The following is a 24,329-nucleotide window of genomic DNA, read 5'->3' as shown; positions in this document are numbered from 1 at the left end:
CCAATGCAACCAAAACTAAAATTTCTTGACCGTTACCTTACCTTATGGATATTCCTTGCAATGGCAGCAGGTATAGGTTTAGGGTATTTCTTTCCGGGAATATCAAAAATTACAAATGCTTTATCCGTAGGCACTACAAACGTTCCTTTGGCAATAGGTCTGATACTGATGATGTACCCGCCATTGGCAAAAGTGGATTATTCATTATTGCCCCAAGCATTTAAGGATAAAAAAGTAATCGGCATATCCTTATTGCTCAATTGGGTTATCGGTACAATATTGATGTTCGGATTAGCCGTTTTGTTTTTACGTAATGAACCCGATTATATGACAGGCTTGATATTGATAGGTTTGGCAAGATGTATCGCAATGGTAATCGTATGGAGCGATTTAGCTAAAGCAAACAGAGAATACACAGCTATGTTAGTTGCATTAAACAGCATCTTTCAGATAATTTCTTATAGCTTCTTAGTTTGGTTATTCATTAATGTATTACCAAGCAAATTAGGAGTAGCCAATTTCAATGTAAGCGTATCAATGAAAGACGTAACCGAAAGCGTATTAATATACTTAGGCATTCCTTTCTTAGCAGGTTTTATAAGCCGTTACGCATTGGTAAAGTCAAAAGGAATAGAATGGTATAACAGGAAATTTGTACCTCGAATATCGCCCATTACATTATATGCTTTACTGTTTACAATCGTATTAATGTTCAGTCTGAAAGGCGATAAAATATTAGAACTGCCAATGGATGTAGTAAAAGTAGCCATACCGTTAATCATCTATTTTGTACTAATGTTTTTTGTCAGCTTCTTTATCAATAAATCTTTAAACGTTCCTTACGACAAAAACGCATCCATCGCATTTACAGCCACAGGAAACAATTTTGAATTGGCAATAGCCGTAGCAATAGCGGTTTTCGGTATTCATTCTCCACAGGCATTTGTGGGCGTTATAGGACCGTTGGTAGAAGTACCTGTACTGATACTGTTGGTAAAAGCAAGTTTATGGCTAAAGAAGAAATATTACTAAAGGTTATTTAAGAACGTATTAGAGCATTTTGAAGCATAAAAAAACTAAAAATGAACCTCCGATAATTCGGAGGTTCATTTTTTACGGCTTGTTCAATATTTGAAGCATCCTGCCGACTTCAATATCCATTCTTGAAAAAGCAAACCATTTTTTGCCCAGGTCTTTGAGCGATGCCCCTATATGGTAGAGTTCTGTATGGTCAATAATCAAAAAACGGTCGTGGGCGTCGGAAAACACTTCAATTTCTATCGGAGGATATTGGCTATTGTAGCGTTGTAAGTCTAACCGTAACTGATTGCTGATACTTTTGGTAAGGATTGTAGCGGTTACATTAGTCTTACGCTTATCCAACAAGGTAAGCACCGTATCATCCACATAATTATCAAGCAGGATAACAGAGCTTTTGGCACTACGGATAATATCGGAAACAAAGGCGTAGGCATCAAAAATCTGCCCGTTGTAGAAAATGCCTTTTTCGCTGTGCAGCTTGTCGCTTTCCAAAGCCTTAAAAATCTCTTCAAATTTTTGGTCGGCTTCCAGTTGCTTTAACTCGATATTGTCCAAACGATGAAACAAAGAAGCGTTGCTGATGAGCATACGCCGCATTTCTACAAAGGCTTCCATTATTTCCACACTCATTTTAACGGCTATATCAGAACGAAGTATGGCAGATGCCATTGCAACGCCTTGTTCCGTAAAAGCATAGGGCAAATAACGTCTGCCGCCGTAATTTAAACTTGAGGTTCCAATTTGGAACCTCAAGTTTTCAACTTCCTCTTCGGTCAGTTGAAAGCAGAATGATACAGGAAAACGCTTAATATTTCTTTTAACAGCTTTGTTCAGGTTCTTTGTTTCTACCTGATATAAGGCAGCGAGGTCGCTATCCAACATTACCTGTTTGCCCCGGATAGTATAAATCAGGTTCCTGATTTCTTTGGGTACGATTGACGGTTTATTTTCCATTGCGTTTACTGCTTTTGTTTTTTTCAAACTCAAAGGAACTTTCAGCGTTTTCTTTCAGAATGATGTAAGCATCGAATTTCTTTCCGGCTTTGCTTGTCATTCCTTTGATAAGAGAGGTTTTGCCTTTATTGACAAGGTTTGTTACATTTTCGATACTGATTTGTACACCGCAGACGGTGCGGAACTGTACCCAGTTACAAGCCTCATCAGGGCATTTCACAATCTTGTCACGGATAATAAGCTGCTGACTTTTGCATTTCGGGCAGGTTAGTTTGGGTTGGTTGGTGCTTGCAATAGAGGTTTGTAGCAATTCATCGGTAATAGATTTGGCATAGGTTTCCATTTCCTTTTGGAATGTTCCGGCATCCGCTTCGTTATTTTCTATTTTCTGTAACGCCAATTCCCATTCGGCAGTCATTGCCACGTCTGCAATTTTCCGGTCTTTTACAAGCCCGTACACCTGCAATCCTTTTTCCGTAGGGATTAAAGAACGTTTATCCCGTTGGATATAATTACGGGTAAACAGGGTTTCGATAATGGCGGCTCTTGTTGCAGGAGTACCGATGCCGATATTTTTGAGGGCTTTGCGTTCTTCTTCGTTCTCAATTTCTTTCCCTGCGGTTTCCATAGCCGACAAAAGCCCGGCTTCGGTGTAAAGCACTGGTGGTTTGGTCTGCTTTTCCAAAACTGCGGCTTCCTTTATGGCAAGTTCGTCGCCTTTATGCAGTTCAGGTAATTCCTGCACTGGCTCTTCGCCGTCATCGGTAAAACTTCCTTTTATGGAACGCCAACCCGCTTCCTGAATTTTACAGCCTTTTGCCGTAAAGTCGTAATGCAATACCTGTAATGATACATCGGTTATTTCTTTGACACAGGCTTGCGATATGGCTTCAAGCAAGCGAAGCGCAATCATATTGTAAATCTTGTTTTCGTCTGCATTAAGTACGGACGGCACTTTGTCCGTAATCAACAAACCGTGATGGTCCGTTACACGGAGGTCATTCACGATACGTTTGTTGAACCGTCCCCATTTGATTTTGGTAAGGGCTTGCTTGCAATCCTCACGATTTTGCAATGCCCGCACGAGGTTTGGAATTTCTGCCCACATATCTTCAGGGATGTATTTGCTCCCGGTACGTGGGTACGTGATAAACTTCTTTTCGTACAGGCTTTGCGCAATATTGAGCGTTGCTTCAGCAGATAATTTCAGCCTTTTGTTGGCTTCCTTTTGTAAGCCTGTCAGGTCGAAAAGCAAGGGCGGTTGTTCTGTAACGCTTTTGGTTTCTACTGATGTAAAGGTTGCCGTTGCGCCACGCTGAATAGCTTTAAGGGTATCATCAGCAAGTTGCTTTTCGTCCCATTTGGTTGCGGAAATACTTTTGAAATCAACCTGGGCTTTGTTGTGCGTTAATTGTATCTGCCAGTATTTCTTTACCGTGAAATTCTTATTGTCGAGGTAACGTTTGCATATCAAAGCCAGTGTGGGCGTTTGCACTCTTCCAAGCGAATAGATACCATTGCCTGCGGCAATGCTCAATGCCTGTGTAGCATTGATGCCTACAAGCCAGTCGGCACGGCTTCTGCCTTGCGCTGCCTGATACAGTCCGTCAAATGCTGCCCCGTCTTTTAGGTTGTTGAAGCCTTGCTTTATTGCCTTTTCGGTAAGCGAACTTATCCAAAGGCGTTCAAAAGGTTTGTTGCATTTCAGGTATTCATAAATGTACCTGAAAATGAGTTCGCCCTCACGACCTGCATCGGTAGCAACGATGATGCTGTTGCTTTGCTTAAAAAGCTGCTCAATGACTTTCAGTTGCTTTAATGCGCCAGTATCGGCGGTGTACCCTTTGTCTTTTTTGACCTTGCGGACGGTCAATAAAAACGGGTTGGGCAATATCGGCAGGGATGCTTTATCAAATCCCGAAATGCCGTAATCTTCGGGCATTCCCAGTCCTATTAAATGACCGAATGCCCACGTAACAAAATAGCCGTTACCTGTCAGGTAGCCATCCTTTTTATCGGATGCTCCCACAAGTCCGGCTATTTCCCTTGCTACGCTTGGTTTTTCTGCAATGATTGTTTTCATACTGTATTACATTTTTCTGCCTTTGGATTTTTCAGGCTTGTTATCCTGTTGCTCCTGCTGCTTCTCGTTTTTCGGTCTTTGCTGCCCGGACTTCAAAGGCTCTTGGACGTTCTTGGTCGCTTCGTTGGTTTTACCCTCCGAATTGACGGCAGTTTGTGTTTTATGAGTTTCGGCAGGTTCTACCCGTGCTTTGTACTGACCGGGAAACTCAAAATTGGTCTTTCCGGTATCTTTGTCGAACGTGATATAACCCTTATACGGTTGGTCTTTTTTGTCTTTCAGTTCAACGTATATGGTTTGTCCGGCTTTGAACTTGTTGTACTGCTCATCATCCAGTTCTTTGCCCCTGAAAGTTCTTGGAGCTTCTTGCGGTTGGCTTTGCTGATTGCTTTGTTGGGTATTCTGTTGGTTCGTTTGCGCCTGCTGATTGTTGTTGCTTCTGTCAAACAGGAACTCAACATACCGTTTGTCCGCATTGAATTGTACAGTTGCCGAAAACTCCGTTCCTTTCGAGGAAATCATACCCTCTAAATAGAGCGGTTTGCCCTCCATCAGCGTTTGTTTTTGTTCGTCATTCAGCTTTACGCCCTTAATTTCATCGGGAATTTTTATAAACTCCGTGCGCAGTGCAACCAAGTCATTGGTCAGCCTGTCAATACTTATAATGGACGGCATCAGGTCGCCTGTTTTGGAGTTTACCAAATTGACGACACGCCCCATATTACCCGTTTCGAGCAGGTTTTTCTTGTCTTCGTCCGTAAACTTGTGACCGAAAAATTCAAAGTGGAGGTTAGGTTCTCTTTTGATACCGTGTATTGCCACGATAACATTGCCGTCTTCCGCTTGCTGTAAAGACAGGCGGGCATCCGTGCGGAGGATAGAGCCCCCGAGGTTGATACCTATCGGTAAAAGCTCATTGGTTTTATAACCTCGTAACAAAGGGTCGAGCAGGTTCCTTTTTTCAAGATACTCTTTGCTCAATCCGAGGTTTTTCATTGTGTCCCAATCAATCTGCTCCGGCTTGTAGCGATATTCGCTTGTTTCCGTTGTTGTTTGTGCTGTTGCCATATTATTTTGATTTTCTTGTTTTTTATCGGGTTGGGGTTCTGCTTTCACTTCGTGTTCTTTCAGCACTTTTTCGCCCTGTGGAGTGGGCTTATCTACGTGCTTTTGTAATTCCTCTGCTTTTTCAGCAGCAACCGAGGCAGGCACTTTGAAGAAAGTAAAGTTTGTAGGGTTCTTTAACTGGCTGAAAAAATTGGAAAAGAAGTTGGAAAAGAAATCACCGCTTTTATCCACACGCATAAACTGGTTTTGATTTTTCTTCGTGGGGTCAACGGTTTCCATTTTCCCGTTTTCGTCTATACTCTTTACTGCCTGGATTTTCATTTTCTCTTTATCCAGTACGAGTAAGATGTCCGAAAGCTGTTCGGGCATTTCCTGTTTATTAGTTGTTTCTTCGCTCATAATCTGAAAATTTCAAAATTTCACGATCGAATGTAAAGGAAGCCTTCACTGATTTGCTTTATGTGGCACTCAAAGGCAGCGTTTGTCACTTATTGGCATCCAGTTTAGGTAACGGAGGGTTAAAACTTTCCCTGATGAACTGATGCACATCGGATAGCTTGTAATACAGTTTTCCGCTAATGGTATAATAAGGGAGCTTACCTATGGAGCGATACCGTTGCAGGGAACGGTTACTGATTTTCAGCATTTGCAATAAATCCTGATTATCCAGTAACTCTTCGCCGTCTATGCTGTTGCGCTTCTTTTGTAAATCGTCTATGTGGTTGCCAAGAATGTCCAGCCTGTCCATTATGCGTTCCATCCACGCCACAAATTCCATTTTGTCGATATTCATACGGGTACGCTTTTAATGATTACCTGATTTCAGCTTTCTGCCTTTCTCGATATAGCTTTTGCCTTTCGCCATAAGCTGCTCCACATATTCATCGGTCGTCTGCACGGCGTTAGCGTTGAGCATTTCCTTGATAGCACCAATCGTATAGTAATACTGCCCGTACATTTTTGAAAAAGCTATCTGCCCGTTGGTGCGCATACGCCACAACGTTTTTTCGCTGATGTGGAGATACTGGCAGACTTCGTGGTTGTTGAGCCATAAGCTATCGTAGCTTGTATCTTCCAGTTTGAGGATATATTCGCTAATGGCTTTCAACCGTTCGTTGAGGTGCTTCCACACTTCTTCGTCAACTGTTATAATGTTCATTGCACTATTGTTTAATATTCACAGTACAAAATTCAGAAGTGTGGCAGTGTTTGTCTGCCAATGCGTACCCATTGGTTTGGCACTTTTTTTCAAATTTTTTGCAATGAGAAAAACCCTTGTTTAATAAGGGTTTTAGCGTGTTTCGGTTATTTTGTAGTAGCCTTTTGCCCATATATGCCAATTGGCATATATGGGCAAAGAAAAAGTAGTACATTTTGTGTACTGCTTTCAAACACTCGTGCTGATGTTGCTAAAGGTCTTTATCCATATACTCTTCGAGGGAAATTTTGAGCTGGTCTAAAAACACCGTTCGGGAGCCTGCCCTTGTTTTCATTCGGTGGAAAGAATGATGTATATCGTTCAAGGGCGTTCGGAAGAGGATTTGGAAAATCAATGCTAATTTCCTGATGCCTATTTTCCCGTATGCAATAGATTTGGAAACATACAGGGCGTAAATCAATTCTATCAGTGCATTTTGCGAGTTCGTCCACGAAATGTCTTTGTTTCCATCACCGTTTATTGAAATGGTATCGGGATTTTTTTCAGGGTTTATTTTGGTAAGCAAGAAAGTATAAAGTAATTCATTGGCTATAATATGGGCAACTTTGTTATCGTAATAAGTAGAAAAGCTAAGGTCAATTTCAAATACACTACTTTTTAGACCATCGTGGTAATTGATTTTTCCGAGCCTGAAATAACTGTGGTCACGGTCAGTTCTGCCTGCACGATAGTACCTGTAAAAATCCTCATTGGATATGCTTTCCTTGTATTCGGATTTCAGAATTTTCAGTTGGTTTTCAAAATAACTTTGGTGTATTCTCCCTGCACTTACGGGGCAGGTAGTTTCAATGCGGAATACCTTATTGTAATAAATAAGTTTTCCTAAAATCTGCGGTTTGATATTCTTGAAAAAATTGATTTCCTGCCGTTCGTCCTTAAATCCGGTCTGCAAGACTTTCATCTTTATAGTAAACAGCATTTCCTTTAAGAATAAGGTCATTTGGTAAGCCTCATCCGCAGTTTGCATCATTTGAGAAGATAGCATATCTTCCTGACGCTGAATTTCCGATAATATTTTGTTCAACACGATTTCCATAGCTTAGATTTTTAGAGATTAACACCATACGTTTCGGATTTACATTTTTGTTTATTTGTCAAAACTTGGAAATAATATCGGAACCAATATCACAGGTTGCCCCCATATTGGGGAAGATTTATTTTATAACGCCTTATGATGTATATTGGAAAAAGCAGAAAAAAGGGTTAAGTACGCTACGACTTAACCCTTTTTTTTATTAAATTTGCGGTAATGATTTACAAGGTAATCAGATGAAAGCGAGTGCAGTAAGCACCATTACTAAATCGTTACCGATAGCACTTTCGGTTCTTGTAAACTACTCTTTATTAGCCACTTTGGGCTATATTAATCTTTTTTAATAAAAGTATTTATCTTTTATTAGCCAATAAAACTAACCAACGGAAGTTTTGAGCTTAACTTAAAGATGAAGCTATTTAAGTAGGATGGTTATAATAACTCAATGCCTCGCTGTTCATTGTGCTGTAAAGGTCTTGTTTGATTTGCCCTTTTGTAAGTTGAGCTATTAGCGTAAATAGCTCTACCGTTAAATAACCTCGGTGATAAATAGTCCTGCCAAAGTATCAATTGATTTTGACAGGACTTAGTTTCATTGAGGTTTGCTATTTTTGGATCTTTATCGATTTATAGTCTTTTTATTTCTATCGCGGCAATAACTCAAACCTTCCTTAAATCCTAATGAAAACTGTTAAAAAACAACATCTGCCATCAAAAATTTGCCCAGTATGCCAGCGACCGTTTAGCTGGAGAAAGAAGTGGGAAAGAGATTGGGAAAATGTAGTGTATTGCAGTAAAAGATGTCAGTCAAATAAAGATAAAAGCTGAACAACCGGTTCACCCGTCTCGTCAATAACGATTCATACAGCAAATAAAAATCAGCACTATTATAGAGCTTTTAGTTGTAATTACTATCTTCACTTTATGAAGAAATTTTTGTTGCTTTTTGCTTTTGGTTTATTTGCGGTAGTGGCTCGTGCTCAAACTACCATATCCATCAAAGATGCTGTAAATTATGTTGGTAAGGAAGTTACTATTTGTGATTCCGTATACAGTGCACGTGCAATGGATAATCTGAGCTTGATGAATTTAGGAGGTAAGTTTCCTAAAGAGCTACTCACGGTAGTTGTTTTCAAGGCTGATAGAGCGAAGTTTGAAAAAGAGCCAGTGGAGATTTTTGAACATCAACGTATTTGCATCACAGGAACGGTAACTCTGTACAAAGAAAAGCTGCAAATTGTAGTTAATGATCCAAAACAGTTGAAGCTGGGGAAATAAAAAAAGGGCTATCTTAAAGCTAGTGGTAACAATACTTCCAATTATTGGTTGTCTTGTTAAGCTTTGAGATAACCCTTTGTTTTTAACGACGCTGCTTATCGGCTACAATCGGCAGTCCAAGTAGCGTTATTGTTCAAATACGCAATCTTTAAAGTGCCGGCAGTAATTTTAATGTATTTACTTTCTGTACTGCCGATAGAAATTGCTTCGTTCTCATTTTTTTGGAACTGTACGCCATTCAAATCTGGAATACCATCAGAGAACTTGAAATCATAGTTGTTACCAGTTTTTACTACTGTTACTTTACCTGTTTCTGTTCTAATGGAAGTGCTTCCGTTGTTATAGCTAATTGTTCCGTTATAAGTTCCTACAAATAAGTCGTTATCTGCTGGATCATCATCCTTACTACATGCTACAAAAGCTAAAGGTATGATCAGTAAGAATGCTAAAAATTTAAAATGTTTTTTCATGATGTCTAATTTTTTAAATGTTCACGAGAGATAACAGCTAGTTTTAAACTTGGTTTTCTCTTTTTTGGGCAATACGTATTTCTCTACGCTGCAATGCGTAGTTGTCGCACTGGTTCAAAGAAATAGTAAACATCGATAAGCCACTTGAAAAAAGGGTGTTACACCAGCGGCCTCAGTTCTAAAGCTTACCATCTACGCCTAAATCTTATTCTAATGTCACGCTTTCCGTGAAAATCGAAATCAGTGCCTATTTGGATGATACCTATGTAAATCTGCAAAACAATTGAAAATTTTAGGAGCATAGATTTTTTTAGTACCTGTTCTTTTGATAATTTGCGGACATGACTTCCAATTCTATTTGCCCTTGTTCGTCCGGAAAACATTATGCTGACTGCTGTCAAGCTTACCACCAGTTTATCATTTTTCCGCAAACCGCAGAGCAGTTAATGCGATCGAGATATGGTGCTTATGCCTTACATCTGGTAGATTATCTATGGGAAACCACGCATCCAACTAAAAGAAATTTATACGATAAGGCTGCGATGGAGCAGTGGGCAAAAGCTAACCATTGGACGGGTTTGGAAATTGTATATGCAGATAAAAAAGTGGTAGAATTTAAAGCTCACTATCAAAAAGGATTGACACAGTTTGTACACCACGAAAGATCTACTTTTAAAAAAGAAGATGGTCGTTGGTATTATTTTTCTGGGGATTATTTCAACTGAACAAGCAACAATTGCTGATCAACATTGTTATCAAGCCTATGCGCATCATTTTTTGCTTCCTGCTTTTATCCTTTATTTCATCTCAATTAAAAGCGCAAGAGGTTGATAGCTTAGGCAAAGTTTCATTGGACAGTGTTGTAATTAGTGCTTATGGTAGTAAAAGTTTAATGTCTACCGCTGCGGCAATCAATAAAATCGGTACAGCTCAATTGCAACGGTTTAGCGGCGCAAGCATTTTGCAGGCAGTGAATACCACGGCAGGGGTAAGGATGGAAGAGCGCTCGCCAGGAAGTTACCGATTTAATATTAGAGGGAGTGCTGTGCGTAGTCCGTATGGTGTACGCAACGTAAAAGTGTATTACGACGAAATTCCGTTTACCTCTCCCGGTGGCAATACCATGTTAAATATGCTTTCATTACAGCAAATAGGCGGGGTAGAAATCATTAAAGGGCCGGGAAGTAGTTTGTATGGTGCTGGTACGGGTGGTGTTATCCTCTTCGAGCCGCCTATTGTTACCGACAAAACTGCAATAGACGTAGGTGCTAACTTAGGAAGTTTCGGCAGTGCAAATTACTACGTTAACTTCCAATTGCCTAAGCACCGCGTTGTTTATGAAGAAAATCGTTCGGATGGTTACAGGACACACACCGCCATGCAACGTAGAGTAGCGGCATATCAAACTAAATTCAACACGTTCAGTCAGGCCAGCTTATCTTTGAATTTCATTTACAGTAACTTAACCTACCAAACACCCGGAGCGCTTACGTTAAAGGAATATTTGGCGAACCCAAAACAGGCCCGACCAAGCGTTGGTGCTATGCAAGGGGCAGAGGTAGCTAACGCCAGTATTGAGCAGGAGGCCTTATTTTTGGGTTTAAATCATCGCTATGCCTTTGCCAAAAATTGGAGCAATAGCACGAGTATTTACGGTTTTTACAACGCCACTGAAAATCCAGCCATACAAAATATTGAATTCAAAAAAGAACCGCATTGGGGCGCTCGAACCACATTTTTATTCACCAAAGGAGACCTTACTTTACAAACTGGAGGCGAGCTGCAACGTGGGAGCTTCACTTCCAAAACCTATCGTAATTTGCAGGGGCAACAGGGTATTCAATTAACAGATGACAAATTAGGTTTATGGCAGTGGTTAGCTTTTACGCAATTGAATTGGAAAGTAAACCGATGGCTTTTCACAGCTGGAGCCAGTATCAATAGCTTAAGTTTGGATTTCGTTAGAGCTGCTACGGCTCCTGTAGAAGCAGAAAAGGATTTCAATGCGCAATTACAGCCCAGATTTGCAGCGCTTTATCAATTGAATACCAATTTTTCTGCTTATCTGAATGTAGCTAAAGGATTTTCTCCACCTGCAAGCAGCGAAATATTTGCCGATAATAACAGCTATAATTTGGCTTTAGAAGCAGAAAAAGGTTGGAATGTGGAGCCTGGGTTGAGATGGAAGTTACTTAAAGAACGCTTGTTTTTGGAAGCGAGTTATTTCCATCAATTGTTGGGCAATGCTATTGTTACCCGTAGAGATGCGGCTGGTGCAAATTATTTTATAAATGCTGGAAAAACTAGACAACAAGGGTTTGAAACCAGTGCCTTTTATCAATTGATGGGAACTAAAAAGCCGTTGTCCATTGGTATTCAAGGTGCTTACACTTGGCATCATTTTAAATATGTAGATTTCGTGCAGCTTGATCAGGACTTTTCGGGAAATCGATTGCCTGGAGTGCCCACTAACAGTGTTGCCTTAACCATGGATTTAAAGCATAAAAGTGGACTTTTTGGTTTCATCACGTGGAATCATCAAAGTAAAGTTGCTTTAAATGATGCCAATAGTGATTATGCAAATGCTTTTCAACTACTTTCAATGAAGTTAGGTTATCAACGCCAATTATTAGGCTTGCCTTTTCAGCTTTTCGCTGGAGCTGATAATATTTTGAATGAGAATTACAGCTTGGGTAATGACATCAACGGCTTCGGCGGTAGATACTATAATTTGGCTCCTGGTCGAAGCTTTTATTTGGGCTTTAAGCTTTCGTGGATGAAGCAGTAAGTATCTTATTATGAGTTAAGTGAATGGATTTGCTGTATTTAGATGATTCCGACTTGCTTGTTTATATCTCTTTAAAAAGTCCTTTTCACCGATGGATCGGTTAGTATCACGTAATCTCCCAAAGCTTGGTGTTTTTCCCAATTGGGATTAGCAAAATCATCAGCAGAAAAACAAGAGATATTTAACACGTTCAATTTAGGCGCAATTTTTTGCAGCTGCGCATAAGTTCCCAAACGTTCATCGCTATGGAATCTTCCGTTCACTTGGAATATTTTCTTTCCTTTATTTGCTTTTGCGAACTTAGCAATAGACCAAGCCATGGTGGCATCCCAAAAATTTTGCGATTGATATACCTTCATTGGCCCCATGCCATGCCCACCAAGCAAATCAATGAACTTTTCATAATAACGCCCCGTTAATGTATCAATAGGCAGTGGCGGTAAAAACTGTTTTGAGCTAGCGGGCAAATCTGCTAAAATTTGCAAACCACTTCTCGTTACAGCGTTGCTATACCTAGCAGCAGCATTAGCGCCAATGACTTCAAATTTTTGTGCTTTAGCAAGCTCCACCATTGGTCGATAATCTTTGTAATTATTCCATGCTCTAGCTTCTTTAATGAAGTTCTTTTCGCTGATGAAACCTTGTAGATATTCATTGATAATGGGTTGCACATCAGTGTGAAACATTTCCATAGTAAGCGCCACTTGATTAGGATAATTGGCAGCGAGTTTTTTAAGTAGGCTCGCCTCAAGGTAATGTCCTATAGAATCGTTGTGTTCTTCTCCAAAAAATAAAAAATAATACATCGGCTTTTGCCATGTCAGCAACAATTGCGTCAATGCTAATTAACTGTTGCTTCTTAACATCGTATATTTTGTAATGCTTATCAATATCCTGACTACTGGCTAAAAATGGTAGGGAGGCTAGGATAAAAATGATCAGTTTATTCATCGATTTAAGTTTGTTTTCAAATTAACGAAAATTTTTACCGATAAATTAACGCATTTTACCGATAATTGGATAGCAAATAACGGTCTTGTGTTGTGTGATTTTCATTGTAGAGATACTTTTGAGCATATCATTAAAACATAAGGCAATGGAAAATACAAATCATAAAGAAATGGTTAATCGCTCAGGAAAAGTTTGGGCAGGCTTAATTATCGTAGCAATTGGGTCTCTTTTATTATTAAGAAACGTTGGGTTGTTTATCCCAAGTTGGACATTTAGCTGGAGCACATGGCTAATTGTAATCGGTCTCTTTGTTGGAGCTCGCAGTAATTTTAAAAATAGCGGCTGGTTTGTAATGGTTTTAATTGGCTCTTATTTTACTTTAGATGAGGCTTTAGGACAATATAATATTGGAGATGTAGCATTTCCTGTCATGTTGTTAGCTTTGGGATTATTTTTAATCGTTAAACCAAAAAGCACATCTCATTTTGGAAAAAGATCTTGGAAAAGAAATTACCAAGGTTATAAAGAATTCGATCAGTCAACTCCTTTAGGCGAAGCAAATGCCTCGAACATTAACGATAACGCCGCTGATTTCAACGCAACTGATTACATCAGTTCTGTAAACGTATTTGGCGGAAGTAACCAGGTAATTTATTCGAAAAGCTTAAAAGGTGGTGAAATAACTGCGGTTTTTGGCGGTGGTGACATCAACCTTACCCAAGCTGATTTCGAAGGACAAATCATTATAGACGTTACTGCAATATTCGGAGGTATTAAAATAGTAGTTCCTCCAACTTGGCAAGTAAAATCAGAAGTTACTGCAATTTTAGGTGGCGTAGATGATAAAAGAACAATTTATGCTACCGCTGAGCAACCAACCAAACAGGTGATTGTGAGAGGCGTGGTGTTATTGGGAGGTGTAGAGTTTAAGAGTTATTAGTCAACGTTCCATTAACTAAAACTAAACGCCTTGACAACCACACCATTATCAAAACCATCGATTAAAAACACTGCCGGCATTATTTTAATTTGCTGGCAGACTGTTTGCGCTGCGGTGCTGTATTACTTCTTTAATTTTTCATGGCAAATAGCGGTTGCTGATAGCGTAATCAGTAATTTATGTTTGGCATTAGGATGTATCGTAATCAGCAATATGCTGGGCTATTATCAGCCCAAAAACCAAAAAGTAGCGTATATATTTTTAGTGACTTTGGCTGTAACTGCCGCAGTAGTAATTGCCAGTTTTTACAGCCTAAGTTTCTTGTTTACCACCGATGCTAGCTATCTTTTATTTTTAGAGTTGGCATTGATTTTTAAAGCGGCAATTGCCTTTGTTTGCTTGGGCTGGTGTGCCATAACCAATATTTTGTGGTATCGTTTGGCTGAGCAATCGGAAATGCAGGCGAGAATGCTTGCGACACAAAATTTGGCCAAAGAAGCTGAGCTCAATAAACTTCGTCATCAATTACAACCACACTTTTTGTTTAATAGTTTAAATTCTGTTTATGCGTTAACTATTGTAAATCCTACCGAGGCGGGAACCATGATCACTAAGCTGGCGGCATTTTTACGGGGTACGCTGAAGCGAGATGATGAAGTTTGGGTTAGCGTTGCTGATGAAATGGAGTACATTCAGTTGTATTTAGATATTGAAAAAGTACGTTTTAGTCACCGATTAAATGTCGCGGTTACTATTGCCGAAGATACTTTGTCGCGTTGCTTACCGGGCACACTGCTGCAGCCAATTGTAGAAAACGCCATCAAATTTGGCTTGTATAATACTTCTACAGCAATAACCATTACTGTAGATGTGAAGCTAGAAAACAACATGTTGGTGATTACTGTGAGCAATCCTTACGATCCGGAAATGAAAGCTTCCAAAGGTACTGGCTTCGGCTTATCGGCCATACGCCGTCGCTTGTATTTGCTTTTTGCTGATAGCAATTTATTGCAGACGGAATCTAAAGACAATAATTTGTACATTACTTCGCTTAAAATACCACAAAAAGATGATCAGAACGATACTAATTGATGATGAAGCCCTTGCCAGAGATATTGTGAAGCACTACCTTAAAGGGTTTCCGAATATTGAGGTAGTTGCCGAGTGTAGTGATGGTTTTGAGGGCTTAAAAGCAATAGCTCAGCATCAGCCTGATTTGATTTTTTTGGATATCCAGATGCCTAAAATTAGTGGTTTTGAAATGCTCGAACTGGTTGAAAAGCGCCCAGCAGTTATTTTTACCACAGCTTTTGACGAATATGCAATTAAGGCTTTCGAGGTAAATGCGGTTGATTATTTGCTTAAACCTATTGAGCAATCCCGCTTTGAACAGGCCATGCAAAAATTACCTTCAAAACTTGCCAAAGGCGATGACAGTCAGGAATTGTTGGAAACTGCATCGCTGTCGCCAGCACAAAACAATAGGGTAGTGGTTAAAAATGCAGGTGTAATAAAAATTATTCCTGTAGAAGCCATTCAGTATTTGGAAGCAGATGACGACTACGTTAAATTGAGTACGACAGAAGGTAACTTCCAAAAGAACAAAACGATGAGCTTCTTCGAGCAAACTTTAGATCCAACGCAGTTCATTCGCATCCATCGTTCGTATATCATCAACTTGGCTGAAGTAACCAAAATTGAATTGAAAGAGAAAGATAGTTACGTCGTACTTTTAAAATCAGGTATTTGGCTTCCCGTAAGTAAAACAGGTTATGTTAAATTAAAAGCAGCTCTGGGAATTTGATTTTAGTGCGGTAGTTTATCTCTAAGCAAACCATAAACCCAAGTACCAGCAATTGCGCTTAGCAAGGTTACCATAATTACCGTAGCACCAGTTCCAATTTGTGCAAACAGTGGCCCCGGACAGGCACCCGTAATTGCCCAACCTAGGCCAAAAAGTAGTCCGCCAAAAATTTGACCTTTGTTGAAGGTTTTATCATGAAATTCAATTTTTTCTCCATAGATGGTTTTAATGTTGAATTTTTTGATTAACCAAATGGATAGCATGCCTACTGCAATGGCACTTCCAATGATACCGTACATATGGAACGATTGTAAACGGAACATTTCTTGAATGCGGAACCAGCTCACTACTTCTGATTTAACGAACACAATGCCAAATAGCACACCCACAATGAGGTATTTGATATTGTGATACCATTTGTGGCTCAACTGACTTTCATTAATGCAAATTGCATCCAATGAGCGGGTTTCGAAATCTGTATTTTGATGTTGCATGATGATCAATTAAAGGCTGAGGATAAGCGGTAGAATTAAATTTGCCATGATAAAGCCACCAATCATAAAACAGATGGTAGCAATTAAAGATGGCCATTGCAGGTTAGACAAGCCCATAATAGCATGTCCGCTAGTGCAGCCGCCAGCGTATCTGGTGCCAAAGCCAACTAAAAATCCACCTACTACCATTAGCAAAAGGCCTTTTAAGGTCAATAATGCTGGCCAATTCATAATTTCCTGCGGAACTAAATCATTATAATTTGTAATGCCGTAACCAGCCAACTCGGTAGCTAGTTTTGGATTAACTTGGATAGGCTGTGGATTAGCAAAGAAATGGATTGCAATTGCTCCGCCTAAAAAAATACCCAAAACGAAGAATAAGTTCCAGATTTCTTTTTTCCAATTGTACTTAAAAAACGGAATGTTGGCGGGTAAACAAGCAGCGCAAATGTGCCTTAACGATGAGCTAATCCCAAATGACTTGTTGCCTAAAATCAAAAGTGCGGGTACTGTTAAGCCAATAAGCGGGCCGGCCACATACCAAGGCCAAGGTTGTCTTAAAAAATCTAACATGTTTTGCAATGTATATTAATAATGCAAATTTGAAGCGTTTGGAAGTAAGTTTCAGCTACTTTAGTTACACAAGTAAATTTTATTTGAGTTTCTTACGCACTGCTGTTTCTTCAATAAAGCCTAGGTTCTCCCAAATTAACTGTTCATTTTTATAAAGTTTTAATACCGGTAGCGAATTTACCTTTAATGTTTTGCACAGCTCTGGGTTTGCGTCCGCATCAATTCTAACGACCACAACTTTGTTGGCCATATCTTTGGAAATTTTATCCAAATAGGGCTTCATTTCTTTACAAGGGGCACACCAATCCGCATAAAAATCAACCAAAACCAATTTATCTGATCTAACTAAGGTCTTATATTGCGAAAGGCTGATAGTTTTCGCATTTGAATTAACTGTATTGTTAACTTCAGGTAAATTAGCTGCTCTCCATTCCATCATTCCGCCCGGCATTTCAACTACTTTTTCAAAGCCTGCAGCAAGCAGTTGTTTAACAGCATTGCTACTTCTGCCGCCACTTAAACAGTACACATATACCGTCTTGCTTTTATCTAGGCCAGTAATTTTAGTTTTAAATTCATTGCTGTTGATGTTAGCATTTACAGCCCCTGCAACATGTCCATTACTAAATTCTGCTGGCGTTCTGACATCAAGCAATTGTACATTTTGCTCATTTTTTAAAGTTGATGCGAGTGTGGTGGCTTTAACTTGGCTTGCCTGATGAGCAGTTTGAGCATTGCTACAGCCACACAGCAACAATAAGCAGCAGATAAAGGAAAAGAAACTTTTGTACATGTATTATTGGTTTTCGTTGATCAATCTTTCTAAATCTGATACAGGAACTACGCCCGATTGGCGCCAGCGGATTTGCCCTTTTTTGAATAAAATTAACGTTGGAACACCGCTAACGCGATAGGCTGCCGCTGCTTGTTGATTTTTATCGACATCTATTTTGATGATGCTGGCTTTGTCGCCCACACGTTTTTTTAAGTCTTCCAGCATTGGCGACATCATTTTGCAAGGACCGCACCATTCGGCAAAAAAGTCTATCAGTACAGGTTTGTCTTGGTTGATGATTTCTTGAAAAGTCATACGCAATGGTGTTAAATTTAATTTACAAAGATACAGCGAGAAGAAGCTAATCGTGTCGTTTTTCTATCCTTTTATCAGGTTGATGAATAGTTCGGTGTTTACTCTCGGCTTGATACTGTTATAACAATCTTCCATTTTTTTAATGGTAAAATGCTTCTCAAAAAGAGAAAGGTAGGCCGTTTTTTCTCCCCCAAATGGCGGCCCTTCTCTTTCAAAATCGATGTTGAATAACAGCCCGATGATGCTGCCGCCCTCTTTCAATAGGGAAGCCGCTTTTGTAACATAATTTTGCCTTAGGCTGGGAGATATAGCACAAAAGAAAGTCTGTTCTATCAATAAATCATACTGGCCCTGATCTTCAAAAAAATCGCCTTGGATGACTTTAATTGCCGGTTGATTGGCATACCTTTTTTTTAAAATTTCAACTGCTTTTGGAGCGATATCTATCACGGTGATATTGGTGAAACCATTTTGCAATAGCCAGCTAGCCTCGTGAGCGTTGCCACAACCTGGAATCAGAATTGCTGCGTTTTTGTTAGGATATGTTTCCATATAACCTGTTATTGCCGGTGAGGCCATGCCAATATCCCAGCCGGTTTGGTTATTTTCCCAGCGCTTGTTCCAAAAGTCTTGATCCAGTTGATTTTCCGTCTCCATATGCTTTAACATTAAAGTTGAAGCGAATATCAGCAATTAATCTTTTACGCTACTATCCTAAAATGAATTCGAAGTGGCGGTTATGAGTACCGCCCCACACTAAATATATTTCAATATCAGCTATAATTCAGTTTTGCTGTGGAAAAATAGCTGATTTGTTGCTAACAGTTAAAGCGTCAATTATTTATTTAAACTTCATAAGACCGCTAGAACTATTGAGCCGTAGGTGGGGGTGTTGGCGTTTTTGCTTGTTCTAAAGCAGCCTGAAGCTCTGCGGTGAGTTTCTTGAAAGAAGTTAGCTGCTTTGGACTGGCTTTCTCTTTATCAAAGCTAGCCTTAAAACTTTGTTTGGTAAACGAAGCACTATAATTTGTGCCCTCCCAAAAAGTGGTTTTATCATTGGTTTGTGCTGGATTTCCTAAGTGAGCTTTTAATACCTCGAGGAAACGCTTAGATCGTTCGCTTGAAAAGTTGGCCTTCAGCAAATATTCCGTATCTGTTTCATGTACGTAAAAACCAGTTTTTTCTGACTTAGTGGTGGTTGTAGTTTGACCGTAAGCAGCCCAGCTACCTAACGTCATCATTAAAATAAATAAATACCTTTTCATTTGTTTTTTTTCCAAAGTTAAAGGCACTTTACTTTGCGCATGGTTAATGCAATGTTAACGGATTGTTAATGATTCATTTTAATCAATTTGATTTCTTTTATCTCTGATATAAGTCAGGGCGCCAGAACTCCATAATGCCCAAATAATTAAAACCGGCTGAAAAAATAGCCTTGCTAACCTCGCTCTGTCGGTATTTAAACCAAAAGCATCCCTATGATTGAGGTATTGAGCTACATTACCCGGAAATACTGCAATAAAGAACAATGCTAACATAATTCCGACTTTTGCCCGCTGTTTGGCATAAGCAATTAAAGCTAAGCCTAACATAATTTCGGCTACGCCGGATAATAATACGGTAGCATCTTTGTCTATCGGAACCCAATTGGGCACCTGAGCCTGAAATTCCTTTCGTTGAAAAGTGAGGTGGCCGATACCTGCTAATACCATGAAAATACCTAAAACGATCCGCCCTGCTTTTTGCAATTTGCTAGTATGGGGTTTTGCCAATTGAACTGTTTTCATATGTCAATAACTTCGATGTTTAGATATTTGTTTTTGACCATTTAGGAATTGCATTTTATCCAGCAGTGATTTTTTTGAGCATTCCCTTAAAAATGAAGTAGTGAAAGGGGAGCATGGCAATCCAATACAGCCTGCCGGGAATACCCAATGGTCTAAATGTAGCTGTTTGTTTTACCACACCTTTGTCATCCATGCAAAACTCTAACCAAGCTTCGCCGGGAAGTTTCATCTCGGCATAAAGAAGCAATCTTTTTTGCGTAGGGGAGGAAAGAATCACCCGCCAAAAATCCAGTGCGTCACCAGGTGAGGCCGATGTTGCATTCTTGCGACCTCGCCTTAAACCAACGCCACCAAAAAGTCTATCTAAAAAACCACGGAATTCCCATAGCCAGTTCCCATAGTACCAACCATTTTTGCCGCCAATGGAAAAAATTCGGTCCAAGGCCTGTTTAGGATTTTTTGCCTTCATGGTCTGCTTATCGGTAAGTACCCCAAACTTAGGTACTTCAATGTGGCTCGAAAGTCCTTTCTTGAAAATGCGATTATAAGGTGCATCGCTCCAGCTAGAAAGTACTAAGTTTTGTTCTATTTTCTCAAAAGCCATTGCAATGGCTTTTTTGTAAGGAATGAGCGTGATGTTTAACAGCTTGTGAAGCTCGTTTTCTACAGGAACTACATCCACTTTCATGCTGTCTACTAAGTTTTTGGCAAGCTCATACGTGGTTGATGTCATGAAATACAGCCAATAGGAAGACAGCTTTGGTGTGAAAACCGGCACTACGATAATTGTGCGTTTCAGCTTCCTAACCTCTGCAAATTGTAGGAGCATTTCCTTATAACTCAATAAATCTGGGCCATAAATGTCGAAATGTCTGCCAAAAGTTTCTTCTTTATCCAATACACCAGTTAAAAACTGCACTACATTTCGAATTGCAATGGGCTGGCACTTGGTTTTGAGCCATTTTGGAGCAATCATTACTGGAAGTTTCTCCACAATATCACGTATAATTTCAAAAGAAGCACTACCAGAACCTATAATGATACCAGCACGTAAAGTAGTTACAGGGCATTTCGCTCGTTGTAATTCTTCTTCCACAGCTTTGCGGCTTTCCAAATGCTTGCTCAATTCGTTATTGTTTACAATCCCAGAAAGGTAAATCAACTGCTTGGCCGTAGTTTGATTGATGTATTGCGTGAAATTTTTGGCTGATGCTTGTTCTCTTTTGCTAAAATCACCGCTCGAACTCATCGAGTGCACCAAATAATAAGCAGCATCAATATCGTTCGGGAGTTTTTTCAACGTTGCAGGTCGCAATAAATCTGCTTCTATGATCTCCAGTTTATGTTTTTTGTAATCTTTAACATCCAGCCGGGCCGCATCTCTTACCACACAACAAACTTCGTGTCCCATTTCCAAAAGAACAGGTAGCAATCTTTTGCCAATATAGCCAGTAGCGCCAGTAAGTAAGATTTTCATGATGGGTAAGATTAAAAATACGAAATTATCAAGAGATACGCACTACTAAAGCCTGCTTAAAACTTCACTATTTGCTGCTTGTACTGGCGTAAGGACTAACCATATCATGTTCAACCCAAATCAGCTGGCTCACATCATAACCTATTTCTTTGGCCAAACTCAAAAATTGTTGTTTCACTTTTTCGGGCATTGTTTTCTCTCTGGATAGCAGCCATAAATAATTCAAATTACGGCCAGCAACCAACGCATATTGGTAATTGTCGTCAATGGCAATGACATTATATCCAGCATAAAAAGGTTTGAAGAAACTTACTTTTAACGCGGCAATGTCATTTGATTTTGTAAATTTTGCACTTCCAGTAGATGACTTCCATTTTTTCTTTTTCCTATCAAATCCGCTGTTAAGCACTTTGATATCGCCGTTATCTAAAAAACTATATTGCGCCATTACATTGCTGAGGTTTTTCTCAAATCGGTAGTCGAACCTGGCAATTTCGTACCAATCACCAAGATAACGTTTAGGTTGAAAACCAGTAACTGGCTTTGCATTTTTAGGAATAGATGAGCAGGACATGAACAACGAAGTGGCAATTATGCCGGCTGTTGTCAATAAAATAATCTTGTTTCGCATATCGTATCGCCATCTGTTAATTTGATGGCGCCAGTCGTTAAACAGACTTTATGGTCGATTGTTTGACATGAGCATGTCGCTAAAAAGTCAAATCCCCTAACCTCATAGGTTAAGGGATTTGCTTAATTATTATTAACTCCAAATATTTCAATAATTGCAATTAGCAACCGTCTTCGCTTGATTTGTGTTGGTAAATGATCTTGTTTTCAAATTTTACCAAATCTCCAAATAAAATAGGATAAGAATATTTAGGTGCATGCGTTACATTTCGACTTCTAATCGTGATTTTGTCGTTAACTTTTAAACCGTATAAGTGTTTAAATTCATCATTGTAAATTAGAAAGCCTTTATTCGGCTCGTTGGATCTAAAGCAAAGAATGTACTCTTCACCATTGATTTTCACCATCATCCCAAAACCTAAAGCTGAACCTGTGGGTAACGAAAGCGAAGTGACCACAGCTTCCATGTCGGTGAAATTTTTTACTTCCTTGCTAATTTTAGCGGCACTTGAAAATACTTTTTTGCCATTGGGCGATGCTTTCCATTTTTCATAATTCACTCCATCCGGACTGGCTTTCCATCTTTTAAGTTCAGCTTCTCTTTCCGCTGTCGAAGCTGTTTTACGAATTATCCTTTCGGCGGGATGATTTTTAACTACCATGTTTGCGAATACCAGTCCGCCTACCACAACTAGCGGCAAGGTCAATACATAAATTATTTTTTTCATACTTTTAAATTTTATTGAATTGATAAAGCGAAAGTAAAGTGATATTGCAGTAGCCCAATCATCTGCTTTGTAAATAAAAATGTAAACTTTGTAAATTAAAACTTGACACAATGTTTAATCGACTAAACCTGATTTTTGCGAACAGAAAATACGTTTTTGCACTAGTGTCGTTGCTATTTGTCGCAGCTGTTGGTATCACCTTAGCCTCATCAGGAAATGATGATTTTGATCTTGCTAGGAGGGAAGTTCTGCTACGGAGAGTAGGACATCAAATTCTTTTGCAGTCAGGTGATAGCACTTCCAGGGTGCTACCAGTTCAAAAAATTGCGGCCGACGAATATCAAATCAGTTTTGAGCACCAATTTAGCTTCCAGCCAGATCTCATGATGGACATTGCCAGTAAAACTTTAGCAAATGATCCAATGTCAAAAAGTTATGTGGTAAATGTGTTAAAACATGGTACCGACAACGTAATTTATGGTTTTGCCATCTCCGCAAATAAAAAAGATGATATCATTTCATGCAATGGACGAAAGCAGCCTTCTGCCAATTATGTGGTCAATGTTAAGTTTAAATCGGAAAGCGTAATTGCAAAGAAAGAAACGTGTCTGTTGGGGGGATTACCTTTGTTAGCGTTCGTAAGTTTAATCTTCTTCGGTTCTGCTAAAAATAGGAAACCAAATGCGAAAGTTGAGGGTACATCGCTTTTTACTTTAGGCAAAGTGCTGTTTGATGCGAAAAACCGTAAGCTAAATATCAACGGTGAGCAGGTTGACTTAACCGCAACTGAAACCAGGCTGCTGCTTATTTTTGCTTCTTCTCCCAACATGGTGATAGAGCGAAACCGCCTACAGAAGGAAATATGGGAAGACGAAGGTGTGATTGTAGGTCGCAGCTTGGATATGTTTATATCAAAACTTAGAAAAAAACTCGAACCTGATCCAAATGTAAATATTGTGGTGGTACGTGGTAAAGGTTATAAGCTTGAGGTGTAGGAGAGTAGAGGAAGATGGGTGTAAAATAAAAAACCCTCTTTACAATTCGTAAAGAGGGTTTTCGTACTCCCAACGTTACAAATTTCCAAACACTTTTTAGAAGATTTGGAAGTTTTATTGCGTTTAAAGGCTCAAATGACACTTTTAAATGAGGCGGCGGGAAAAATATCTAGACATATTATCAGCTATTATTTCTCGTTGCTTTTGCTTTTTTTAACTCTGTAGTCCATTTACTGATTTTGATAATTTTCGTACTTATTTTAAATTCATTGGAAATTTCCTTTCGTTGATCTTCAGTTTCAACAAAAAGACACTCAATATCATTTAATGAAAATTCAAGGGGGAATTTTTCTATCTTATCATTATAAAATTTTGGTTTCTCATCGTATTGCTTTTTGTTACGAGAAATTAGATTATTTCCTATATCGGCTTTAGTAGGTACATAACGCCATTCTTTTTCGATTTTAAAATCAAAGTTCTTCATCCTAAAATAGCTATTGTATCCGATTGAGTTTTTAGTGAAGCATTTAATCGTCATAATAGAGAGTTTAACATTGGCAGCTAACTCAACTTCAGCATTCTTTCTTCTAGCTTTCAATAAAAGGGAAAGTGCATTTGCAACATGGGAATTTCTATCAAGATATAGTACCGGATGGACTTTAGCCTTCTCTGCCCATTTTTTAGACAAGCCTATACCGAATTTACCATAGGTAATATTTTTCTTATCTATATTTTTAATTATTTGTTCTGAAAAGCTTACCATAGGATGTACTGCGCTTGAGGAAACCTTATCTGCCAGATAAAAAACTTCACGGCAATATTTAAGTTTAAAAGAACAATCCGTAAGTATGCTTTTTAATACATTATACTCTTTTGTGAAATGAATAATTGAGCTCATTAGATCTGCTTATCAATTTTTTGTATTA

29 protein-coding genes are annotated in these 24,329 nt (G+C 39.1%); 9 read left to right on the top strand and 20 right to left on the bottom strand.

Features of this window, described 5'->3' with window-relative positions; all coding sequences use genetic code 11:
- Positions 1-3 precede the first annotated feature (3 nt).
- Positions 4-1,032, top strand: a complete 1,029-nt coding sequence (gene arsB / locus ACY2A0_RS01510) for an ACR3 family arsenite efflux transporter (protein WP_091098876.1) — start codon at positions 4-6, stop codon at positions 1,030-1,032.
- 81 nt (positions 1,033-1,113) lie between these two features.
- Here arsB and ACY2A0_RS01505 read toward each other — a convergent pair whose 3' ends face one another.
- The 6 genes from ACY2A0_RS01505 to ACY2A0_RS01480 all read right to left on the bottom strand — a co-directional run bounded on the left by ACY2A0_RS01505 (position 1,114) and on the right by ACY2A0_RS01480 (position 7,401).
- Complete coding sequence (locus tag ACY2A0_RS01505) at positions 1,114-1,995, bottom strand: ORF6N domain-containing protein (RefSeq protein ID WP_160812521.1); 882 nt, start codon at positions 1,993-1,995, stop codon at positions 1,114-1,116.
- Positions 1,985-4,078, bottom strand: coding sequence for a type IA DNA topoisomerase (locus ACY2A0_RS01500; RefSeq protein WP_013632654.1), 2,094 nt, complete (start codon positions 4,076-4,078; stop codon positions 1,985-1,987). Before ACY2A0_RS01500 ends, ACY2A0_RS01505 begins: the two co-directional genes overlap by 11 nt.
- 6 nt (positions 4,079-4,084) lie before the next feature.
- Positions 4,085-5,545, bottom strand: a complete 1,461-nt coding sequence (locus ACY2A0_RS01495) for a DUF3945 domain-containing protein (RefSeq protein ID WP_461787866.1) — start codon at positions 5,543-5,545, stop codon at positions 4,085-4,087.
- A gap of 85 nt (positions 5,546-5,630) precedes the next feature.
- A complete protein-coding gene (locus tag ACY2A0_RS01490; protein ID WP_002978404.1) occupies positions 5,631-5,939 on the bottom strand; it encodes a helix-turn-helix domain-containing protein in 309 nt (102 codons plus the stop codon).
- Positions 5,940-5,951: 12 nt separating this feature from the next.
- Complete coding sequence (locus tag ACY2A0_RS01485; RefSeq protein WP_013632656.1) at positions 5,952-6,305, bottom strand: helix-turn-helix domain-containing protein; 354 nt, start codon at positions 6,303-6,305, stop codon at positions 5,952-5,954.
- A gap of 250 nt (positions 6,306-6,555) precedes the next feature.
- Entirely contained in the window at positions 6,556-7,401 is an 846-nt protein-coding gene (locus tag ACY2A0_RS01480; RefSeq protein ID WP_034735056.1) for an RteC domain-containing protein, read from the bottom strand.
- Between the two features lie 678 nt (positions 7,402-8,079).
- Here ACY2A0_RS01480 and ACY2A0_RS01475 point away from each other — a divergent pair.
- On the top strand, positions 8,080-8,226 hold the full coding sequence (locus ACY2A0_RS01475) for a DUF2256 domain-containing protein (RefSeq protein ID WP_461787864.1): 147 nt from the start codon (positions 8,080-8,082) through the stop codon (positions 8,224-8,226).
- Between the two features lie 96 nt (positions 8,227-8,322).
- A complete protein-coding gene (locus tag ACY2A0_RS01470) occupies positions 8,323-8,676 on the top strand; it encodes a hypothetical protein (protein ID WP_461787863.1) in 354 nt (117 codons plus the stop codon).
- 95 nt (positions 8,677-8,771) lie between these two features.
- On the opposite strand, the gene ACY2A0_RS01465 is transcribed toward ACY2A0_RS01470, so the two are convergent.
- The gene (locus ACY2A0_RS01465; RefSeq protein ID WP_461787862.1) at positions 8,772-9,146 is read right to left on the bottom strand and encodes a hypothetical protein; all 375 of its coding nucleotides are present in this window, start codon (positions 9,144-9,146) and stop codon (positions 8,772-8,774) included.
- Between the two features lie 341 nt (positions 9,147-9,487).
- On the opposite strand from ACY2A0_RS01465, the gene ACY2A0_RS01460 reads away from it, so the two are divergent.
- Together ACY2A0_RS01460 and ACY2A0_RS01455 are read left to right on the top strand one after the other, a co-directional pair.
- A complete protein-coding gene (locus tag ACY2A0_RS01460) occupies positions 9,488-9,871 on the top strand; it encodes a YchJ family protein (protein WP_461791216.1) in 384 nt (127 codons plus the stop codon).
- Positions 9,838-11,934, top strand: coding sequence for a TonB-dependent receptor (locus ACY2A0_RS01455; RefSeq protein ID WP_461787860.1), 2,097 nt, complete (start codon positions 9,838-9,840; stop codon positions 11,932-11,934). Before ACY2A0_RS01460 ends, ACY2A0_RS01455 begins: the two co-directional genes overlap by 34 nt.
- A 71-nt stretch (positions 11,935-12,005) precedes the next feature.
- On the opposite strand, the gene ACY2A0_RS01450 is transcribed toward ACY2A0_RS01455, so the two are convergent.
- Positions 12,006-12,740: a ChaN family lipoprotein gene (locus ACY2A0_RS01450; RefSeq protein ID WP_461791215.1), complete on the bottom strand. Its 735-nt coding sequence runs from the start codon at positions 12,738-12,740 to the stop codon at positions 12,006-12,008.
- The gene (locus ACY2A0_RS01445) at positions 12,682-12,885 is read right to left on the bottom strand and encodes a hypothetical protein (RefSeq protein ID WP_461791760.1); all 204 of its coding nucleotides are present in this window, start codon (positions 12,883-12,885) and stop codon (positions 12,682-12,684) included. Before ACY2A0_RS01445 ends, ACY2A0_RS01450 begins: the two co-directional genes overlap by 59 nt.
- A gap of 145 nt (positions 12,886-13,030) precedes the next feature.
- Here ACY2A0_RS01445 and ACY2A0_RS01440 point away from each other — a divergent pair, with 145 nt between their 5' ends.
- Genes ACY2A0_RS01440 through ACY2A0_RS01430 form a run of 3 tightly spaced genes read left to right on the top strand, consistent with a single transcriptional unit; the run spans position 13,031 to position 15,629 of the window.
- Positions 13,031-13,825, top strand: a complete 795-nt coding sequence (locus tag ACY2A0_RS01440) for a LiaF transmembrane domain-containing protein (RefSeq protein ID WP_461787858.1) — start codon at positions 13,031-13,033, stop codon at positions 13,823-13,825.
- Between the two features lie 30 nt (positions 13,826-13,855).
- The gene (locus tag ACY2A0_RS01435) at positions 13,856-14,917 is read left to right on the top strand and encodes a sensor histidine kinase (protein ID WP_461787857.1); all 1,062 of its coding nucleotides are present in this window, start codon (positions 13,856-13,858) and stop codon (positions 14,915-14,917) included.
- A complete protein-coding gene (locus tag ACY2A0_RS01430) occupies positions 14,895-15,629 on the top strand; it encodes a LytR/AlgR family response regulator transcription factor (protein WP_461787855.1) in 735 nt (244 codons plus the stop codon). Before ACY2A0_RS01435 ends, ACY2A0_RS01430 begins: the two co-directional genes overlap by 23 nt.
- A 2-nt stretch (positions 15,630-15,631) precedes the next feature.
- Here the strand turns inward: ACY2A0_RS01430 and ACY2A0_RS01425 are convergent, their stop codons facing one another.
- From ACY2A0_RS01425 to ACY2A0_RS01380, 10 genes are all read right to left on the bottom strand, one after another.
- Positions 15,632-16,123, bottom strand: a complete 492-nt coding sequence (locus ACY2A0_RS01425) for a DUF6691 family protein (RefSeq protein WP_461787854.1) — start codon at positions 16,121-16,123, stop codon at positions 15,632-15,634.
- Between the two features lie 9 nt (positions 16,124-16,132).
- Positions 16,133-16,696 carry a YeeE/YedE family protein gene (locus ACY2A0_RS01420; RefSeq protein WP_461787853.1) on the bottom strand — a complete coding sequence of 188 codons (564 nt, stop codon included), beginning with the start codon at positions 16,694-16,696 and terminating at the stop codon, positions 16,133-16,135.
- Between the two features lie 79 nt (positions 16,697-16,775).
- On the bottom strand, positions 16,776-17,489 hold the full coding sequence (locus ACY2A0_RS01415; protein WP_461787852.1) for a thioredoxin domain-containing protein: 714 nt from the start codon (positions 17,487-17,489) through the stop codon (positions 16,776-16,778).
- A 3-nt stretch (positions 17,490-17,492) separates the two neighbouring features.
- The gene (gene trxA / locus ACY2A0_RS01410; protein WP_113639470.1) at positions 17,493-17,786 is read right to left on the bottom strand and encodes a thioredoxin; all 294 of its coding nucleotides are present in this window, start codon (positions 17,784-17,786) and stop codon (positions 17,493-17,495) included.
- Between the two features lie 63 nt (positions 17,787-17,849).
- Complete coding sequence (locus ACY2A0_RS01405) at positions 17,850-18,443, bottom strand: methyltransferase domain-containing protein (protein WP_461787851.1); 594 nt, start codon at positions 18,441-18,443, stop codon at positions 17,850-17,852.
- A gap of 212 nt (positions 18,444-18,655) precedes the next feature.
- A complete protein-coding gene (locus tag ACY2A0_RS01400; protein ID WP_461787850.1) occupies positions 18,656-19,051 on the bottom strand; it encodes a hypothetical protein in 396 nt (131 codons plus the stop codon).
- 78 nt (positions 19,052-19,129) lie between these two features.
- The gene (locus tag ACY2A0_RS01395; RefSeq protein WP_461787849.1) at positions 19,130-19,573 is read right to left on the bottom strand and encodes a DoxX family protein; all 444 of its coding nucleotides are present in this window, start codon (positions 19,571-19,573) and stop codon (positions 19,130-19,132) included.
- Between the two features lie 55 nt (positions 19,574-19,628).
- Positions 19,629-21,050 carry an SDR family oxidoreductase gene (locus tag ACY2A0_RS01390; RefSeq protein WP_461787848.1) on the bottom strand — a complete coding sequence of 474 codons (1,422 nt, stop codon included), beginning with the start codon at positions 21,048-21,050 and terminating at the stop codon, positions 19,629-19,631.
- A 67-nt stretch (positions 21,051-21,117) separates the two neighbouring features.
- The gene (locus tag ACY2A0_RS01385; RefSeq protein WP_461787847.1) at positions 21,118-21,681 is read right to left on the bottom strand and encodes a lipocalin family protein; all 564 of its coding nucleotides are present in this window, start codon (positions 21,679-21,681) and stop codon (positions 21,118-21,120) included.
- A gap of 160 nt (positions 21,682-21,841) precedes the next feature.
- The gene (locus tag ACY2A0_RS01380) at positions 21,842-22,408 is read right to left on the bottom strand and encodes a hypothetical protein (RefSeq protein ID WP_461787846.1); all 567 of its coding nucleotides are present in this window, start codon (positions 22,406-22,408) and stop codon (positions 21,842-21,844) included.
- Between the two features lie 110 nt (positions 22,409-22,518).
- Between ACY2A0_RS01380 and ACY2A0_RS01375 the strand changes: the two genes are divergently transcribed.
- Positions 22,519-23,403, top strand: a complete 885-nt coding sequence (locus ACY2A0_RS01375) for a winged helix-turn-helix domain-containing protein (protein ID WP_461787845.1) — start codon at positions 22,519-22,521, stop codon at positions 23,401-23,403.
- A 181-nt stretch (positions 23,404-23,584) separates the two neighbouring features.
- Here the strand turns inward: ACY2A0_RS01375 and ACY2A0_RS01370 are convergent, their stop codons facing one another.
- Positions 23,585-24,301 (bottom strand): abortive infection system antitoxin AbiGi family protein, encoded by a 717-nt coding sequence (locus tag ACY2A0_RS01370; protein ID WP_461787844.1) that lies wholly within the window; start codon positions 24,299-24,301, stop codon positions 23,585-23,587.
- Positions 24,302-24,329 lie beyond the last annotated feature (28 nt).

Source organism: Pedobacter sp. (assembly GCF_965249885.1).
Lineage (GTDB): Bacteria > Bacteroidota > Bacteroidia > Sphingobacteriales > Sphingobacteriaceae > Pedobacter.
This window is presented reverse-complemented; position numbering and strand designations above follow the sequence as displayed.

Excerpts from the sequence above, each read along its gene's own strand:
- ACY2A0_RS01430 (WP_461787855.1), top strand. The coding sequence starts at position 14,895 with ATGATCAGAACGATACTAATTGATGATGAAGCCCTTGCCAGAGATATT.
- ACY2A0_RS01450 (WP_461791215.1), bottom strand. The coding sequence starts at position 12,740 with ATGTATTATTTTTTATTTTTTGGAGAAGAACACAACGATTCTATAGGA.
- ACY2A0_RS01485 (WP_013632656.1), bottom strand. The coding sequence starts at position 6,305 with ATGAACATTATAACAGTTGACGAAGAAGTGTGGAAGCACCTCAACGAA.
- ACY2A0_RS01475 (WP_461787864.1), top strand. The coding sequence starts at position 8,080 with ATGAAAACTGTTAAAAAACAACATCTGCCATCAAAAATTTGCCCAGTA.
- ACY2A0_RS01415 (WP_461787852.1), bottom strand. The coding sequence starts at position 17,489 with ATGTACAAAAGTTTCTTTTCCTTTATCTGCTGCTTATTGTTGCTGTGT.
- ACY2A0_RS01470 (WP_461787863.1), top strand. The coding sequence starts at position 8,323 with ATGAAGAAATTTTTGTTGCTTTTTGCTTTTGGTTTATTTGCGGTAGTG.
- ACY2A0_RS01405 (WP_461787851.1), bottom strand. The coding sequence starts at position 18,443 with ATGGAGACGGAAAATCAACTGGATCAAGACTTTTGGAACAAGCGCTGG.
- ACY2A0_RS01385 (WP_461787847.1), bottom strand. The coding sequence starts at position 21,681 with ATGCGAAACAAGATTATTTTATTGACAACAGCCGGCATAATTGCCACT.
- ACY2A0_RS01390 (WP_461787848.1), bottom strand. The coding sequence starts at position 21,050 with ATGAAAATCTTACTTACTGGCGCTACTGGCTATATTGGCAAAAGATTG.
- trxA (WP_113639470.1), bottom strand. The coding sequence starts at position 17,786 with ATGACTTTTCAAGAAATCATCAACCAAGACAAACCTGTACTGATAGAC.
- ACY2A0_RS01460 (WP_461791216.1), top strand. The coding sequence starts at position 9,488 with ATGACTTCCAATTCTATTTGCCCTTGTTCGTCCGGAAAACATTATGCT.
- ACY2A0_RS01370 (WP_461787844.1), bottom strand. The coding sequence starts at position 24,301 with ATGAGCTCAATTATTCATTTCACAAAAGAGTATAATGTATTAAAAAGC.
- ACY2A0_RS01505 (WP_160812521.1), bottom strand. The coding sequence starts at position 1,995 with ATGGAAAATAAACCGTCAATCGTACCCAAAGAAATCAGGAACCTGATT.
- ACY2A0_RS01380 (WP_461787846.1), bottom strand. The coding sequence starts at position 22,408 with ATGAAAAAAATAATTTATGTATTGACCTTGCCGCTAGTTGTGGTAGGC.
- ACY2A0_RS01400 (WP_461787850.1), bottom strand. The coding sequence starts at position 19,051 with ATGAAAAGGTATTTATTTATTTTAATGATGACGTTAGGTAGCTGGGCT.
- ACY2A0_RS01480 (WP_034735056.1), bottom strand. The coding sequence starts at position 7,401 with ATGGAAATCGTGTTGAACAAAATATTATCGGAAATTCAGCGTCAGGAA.
- ACY2A0_RS01420 (WP_461787853.1), bottom strand. The coding sequence starts at position 16,696 with ATGTTAGATTTTTTAAGACAACCTTGGCCTTGGTATGTGGCCGGCCCG.
- ACY2A0_RS01495 (WP_461787866.1), bottom strand. The coding sequence starts at position 5,545 with ATGAGCGAAGAAACAACTAATAAACAGGAAATGCCCGAACAGCTTTCG.
- arsB (WP_091098876.1), top strand. The coding sequence starts at position 4 with ATGCAACCAAAACTAAAATTTCTTGACCGTTACCTTACCTTATGGATA.
- ACY2A0_RS01440 (WP_461787858.1), top strand. The coding sequence starts at position 13,031 with ATGGAAAATACAAATCATAAAGAAATGGTTAATCGCTCAGGAAAAGTT.
- ACY2A0_RS01425 (WP_461787854.1), bottom strand. The coding sequence starts at position 16,123 with ATGCAACATCAAAATACAGATTTCGAAACCCGCTCATTGGATGCAATT.
- ACY2A0_RS01445 (WP_461791760.1), bottom strand. The coding sequence starts at position 12,885 with ATGAATAAACTGATCATTTTTATCCTAGCCTCCCTACCATTTTTAGCC.
- ACY2A0_RS01395 (WP_461787849.1), bottom strand. The coding sequence starts at position 19,573 with ATGAAAACAGTTCAATTGGCAAAACCCCATACTAGCAAATTGCAAAAA.
- ACY2A0_RS01465 (WP_461787862.1), bottom strand. The coding sequence starts at position 9,146 with ATGAAAAAACATTTTAAATTTTTAGCATTCTTACTGATCATACCTTTA.
- ACY2A0_RS01490 (WP_002978404.1), bottom strand. The coding sequence starts at position 5,939 with ATGAATATCGACAAAATGGAATTTGTGGCGTGGATGGAACGCATAATG.
- ACY2A0_RS01500 (WP_013632654.1), bottom strand. The coding sequence starts at position 4,078 with ATGAAAACAATCATTGCAGAAAAACCAAGCGTAGCAAGGGAAATAGCC.
- ACY2A0_RS01375 (WP_461787845.1), top strand. The coding sequence starts at position 22,519 with ATGTTTAATCGACTAAACCTGATTTTTGCGAACAGAAAATACGTTTTT.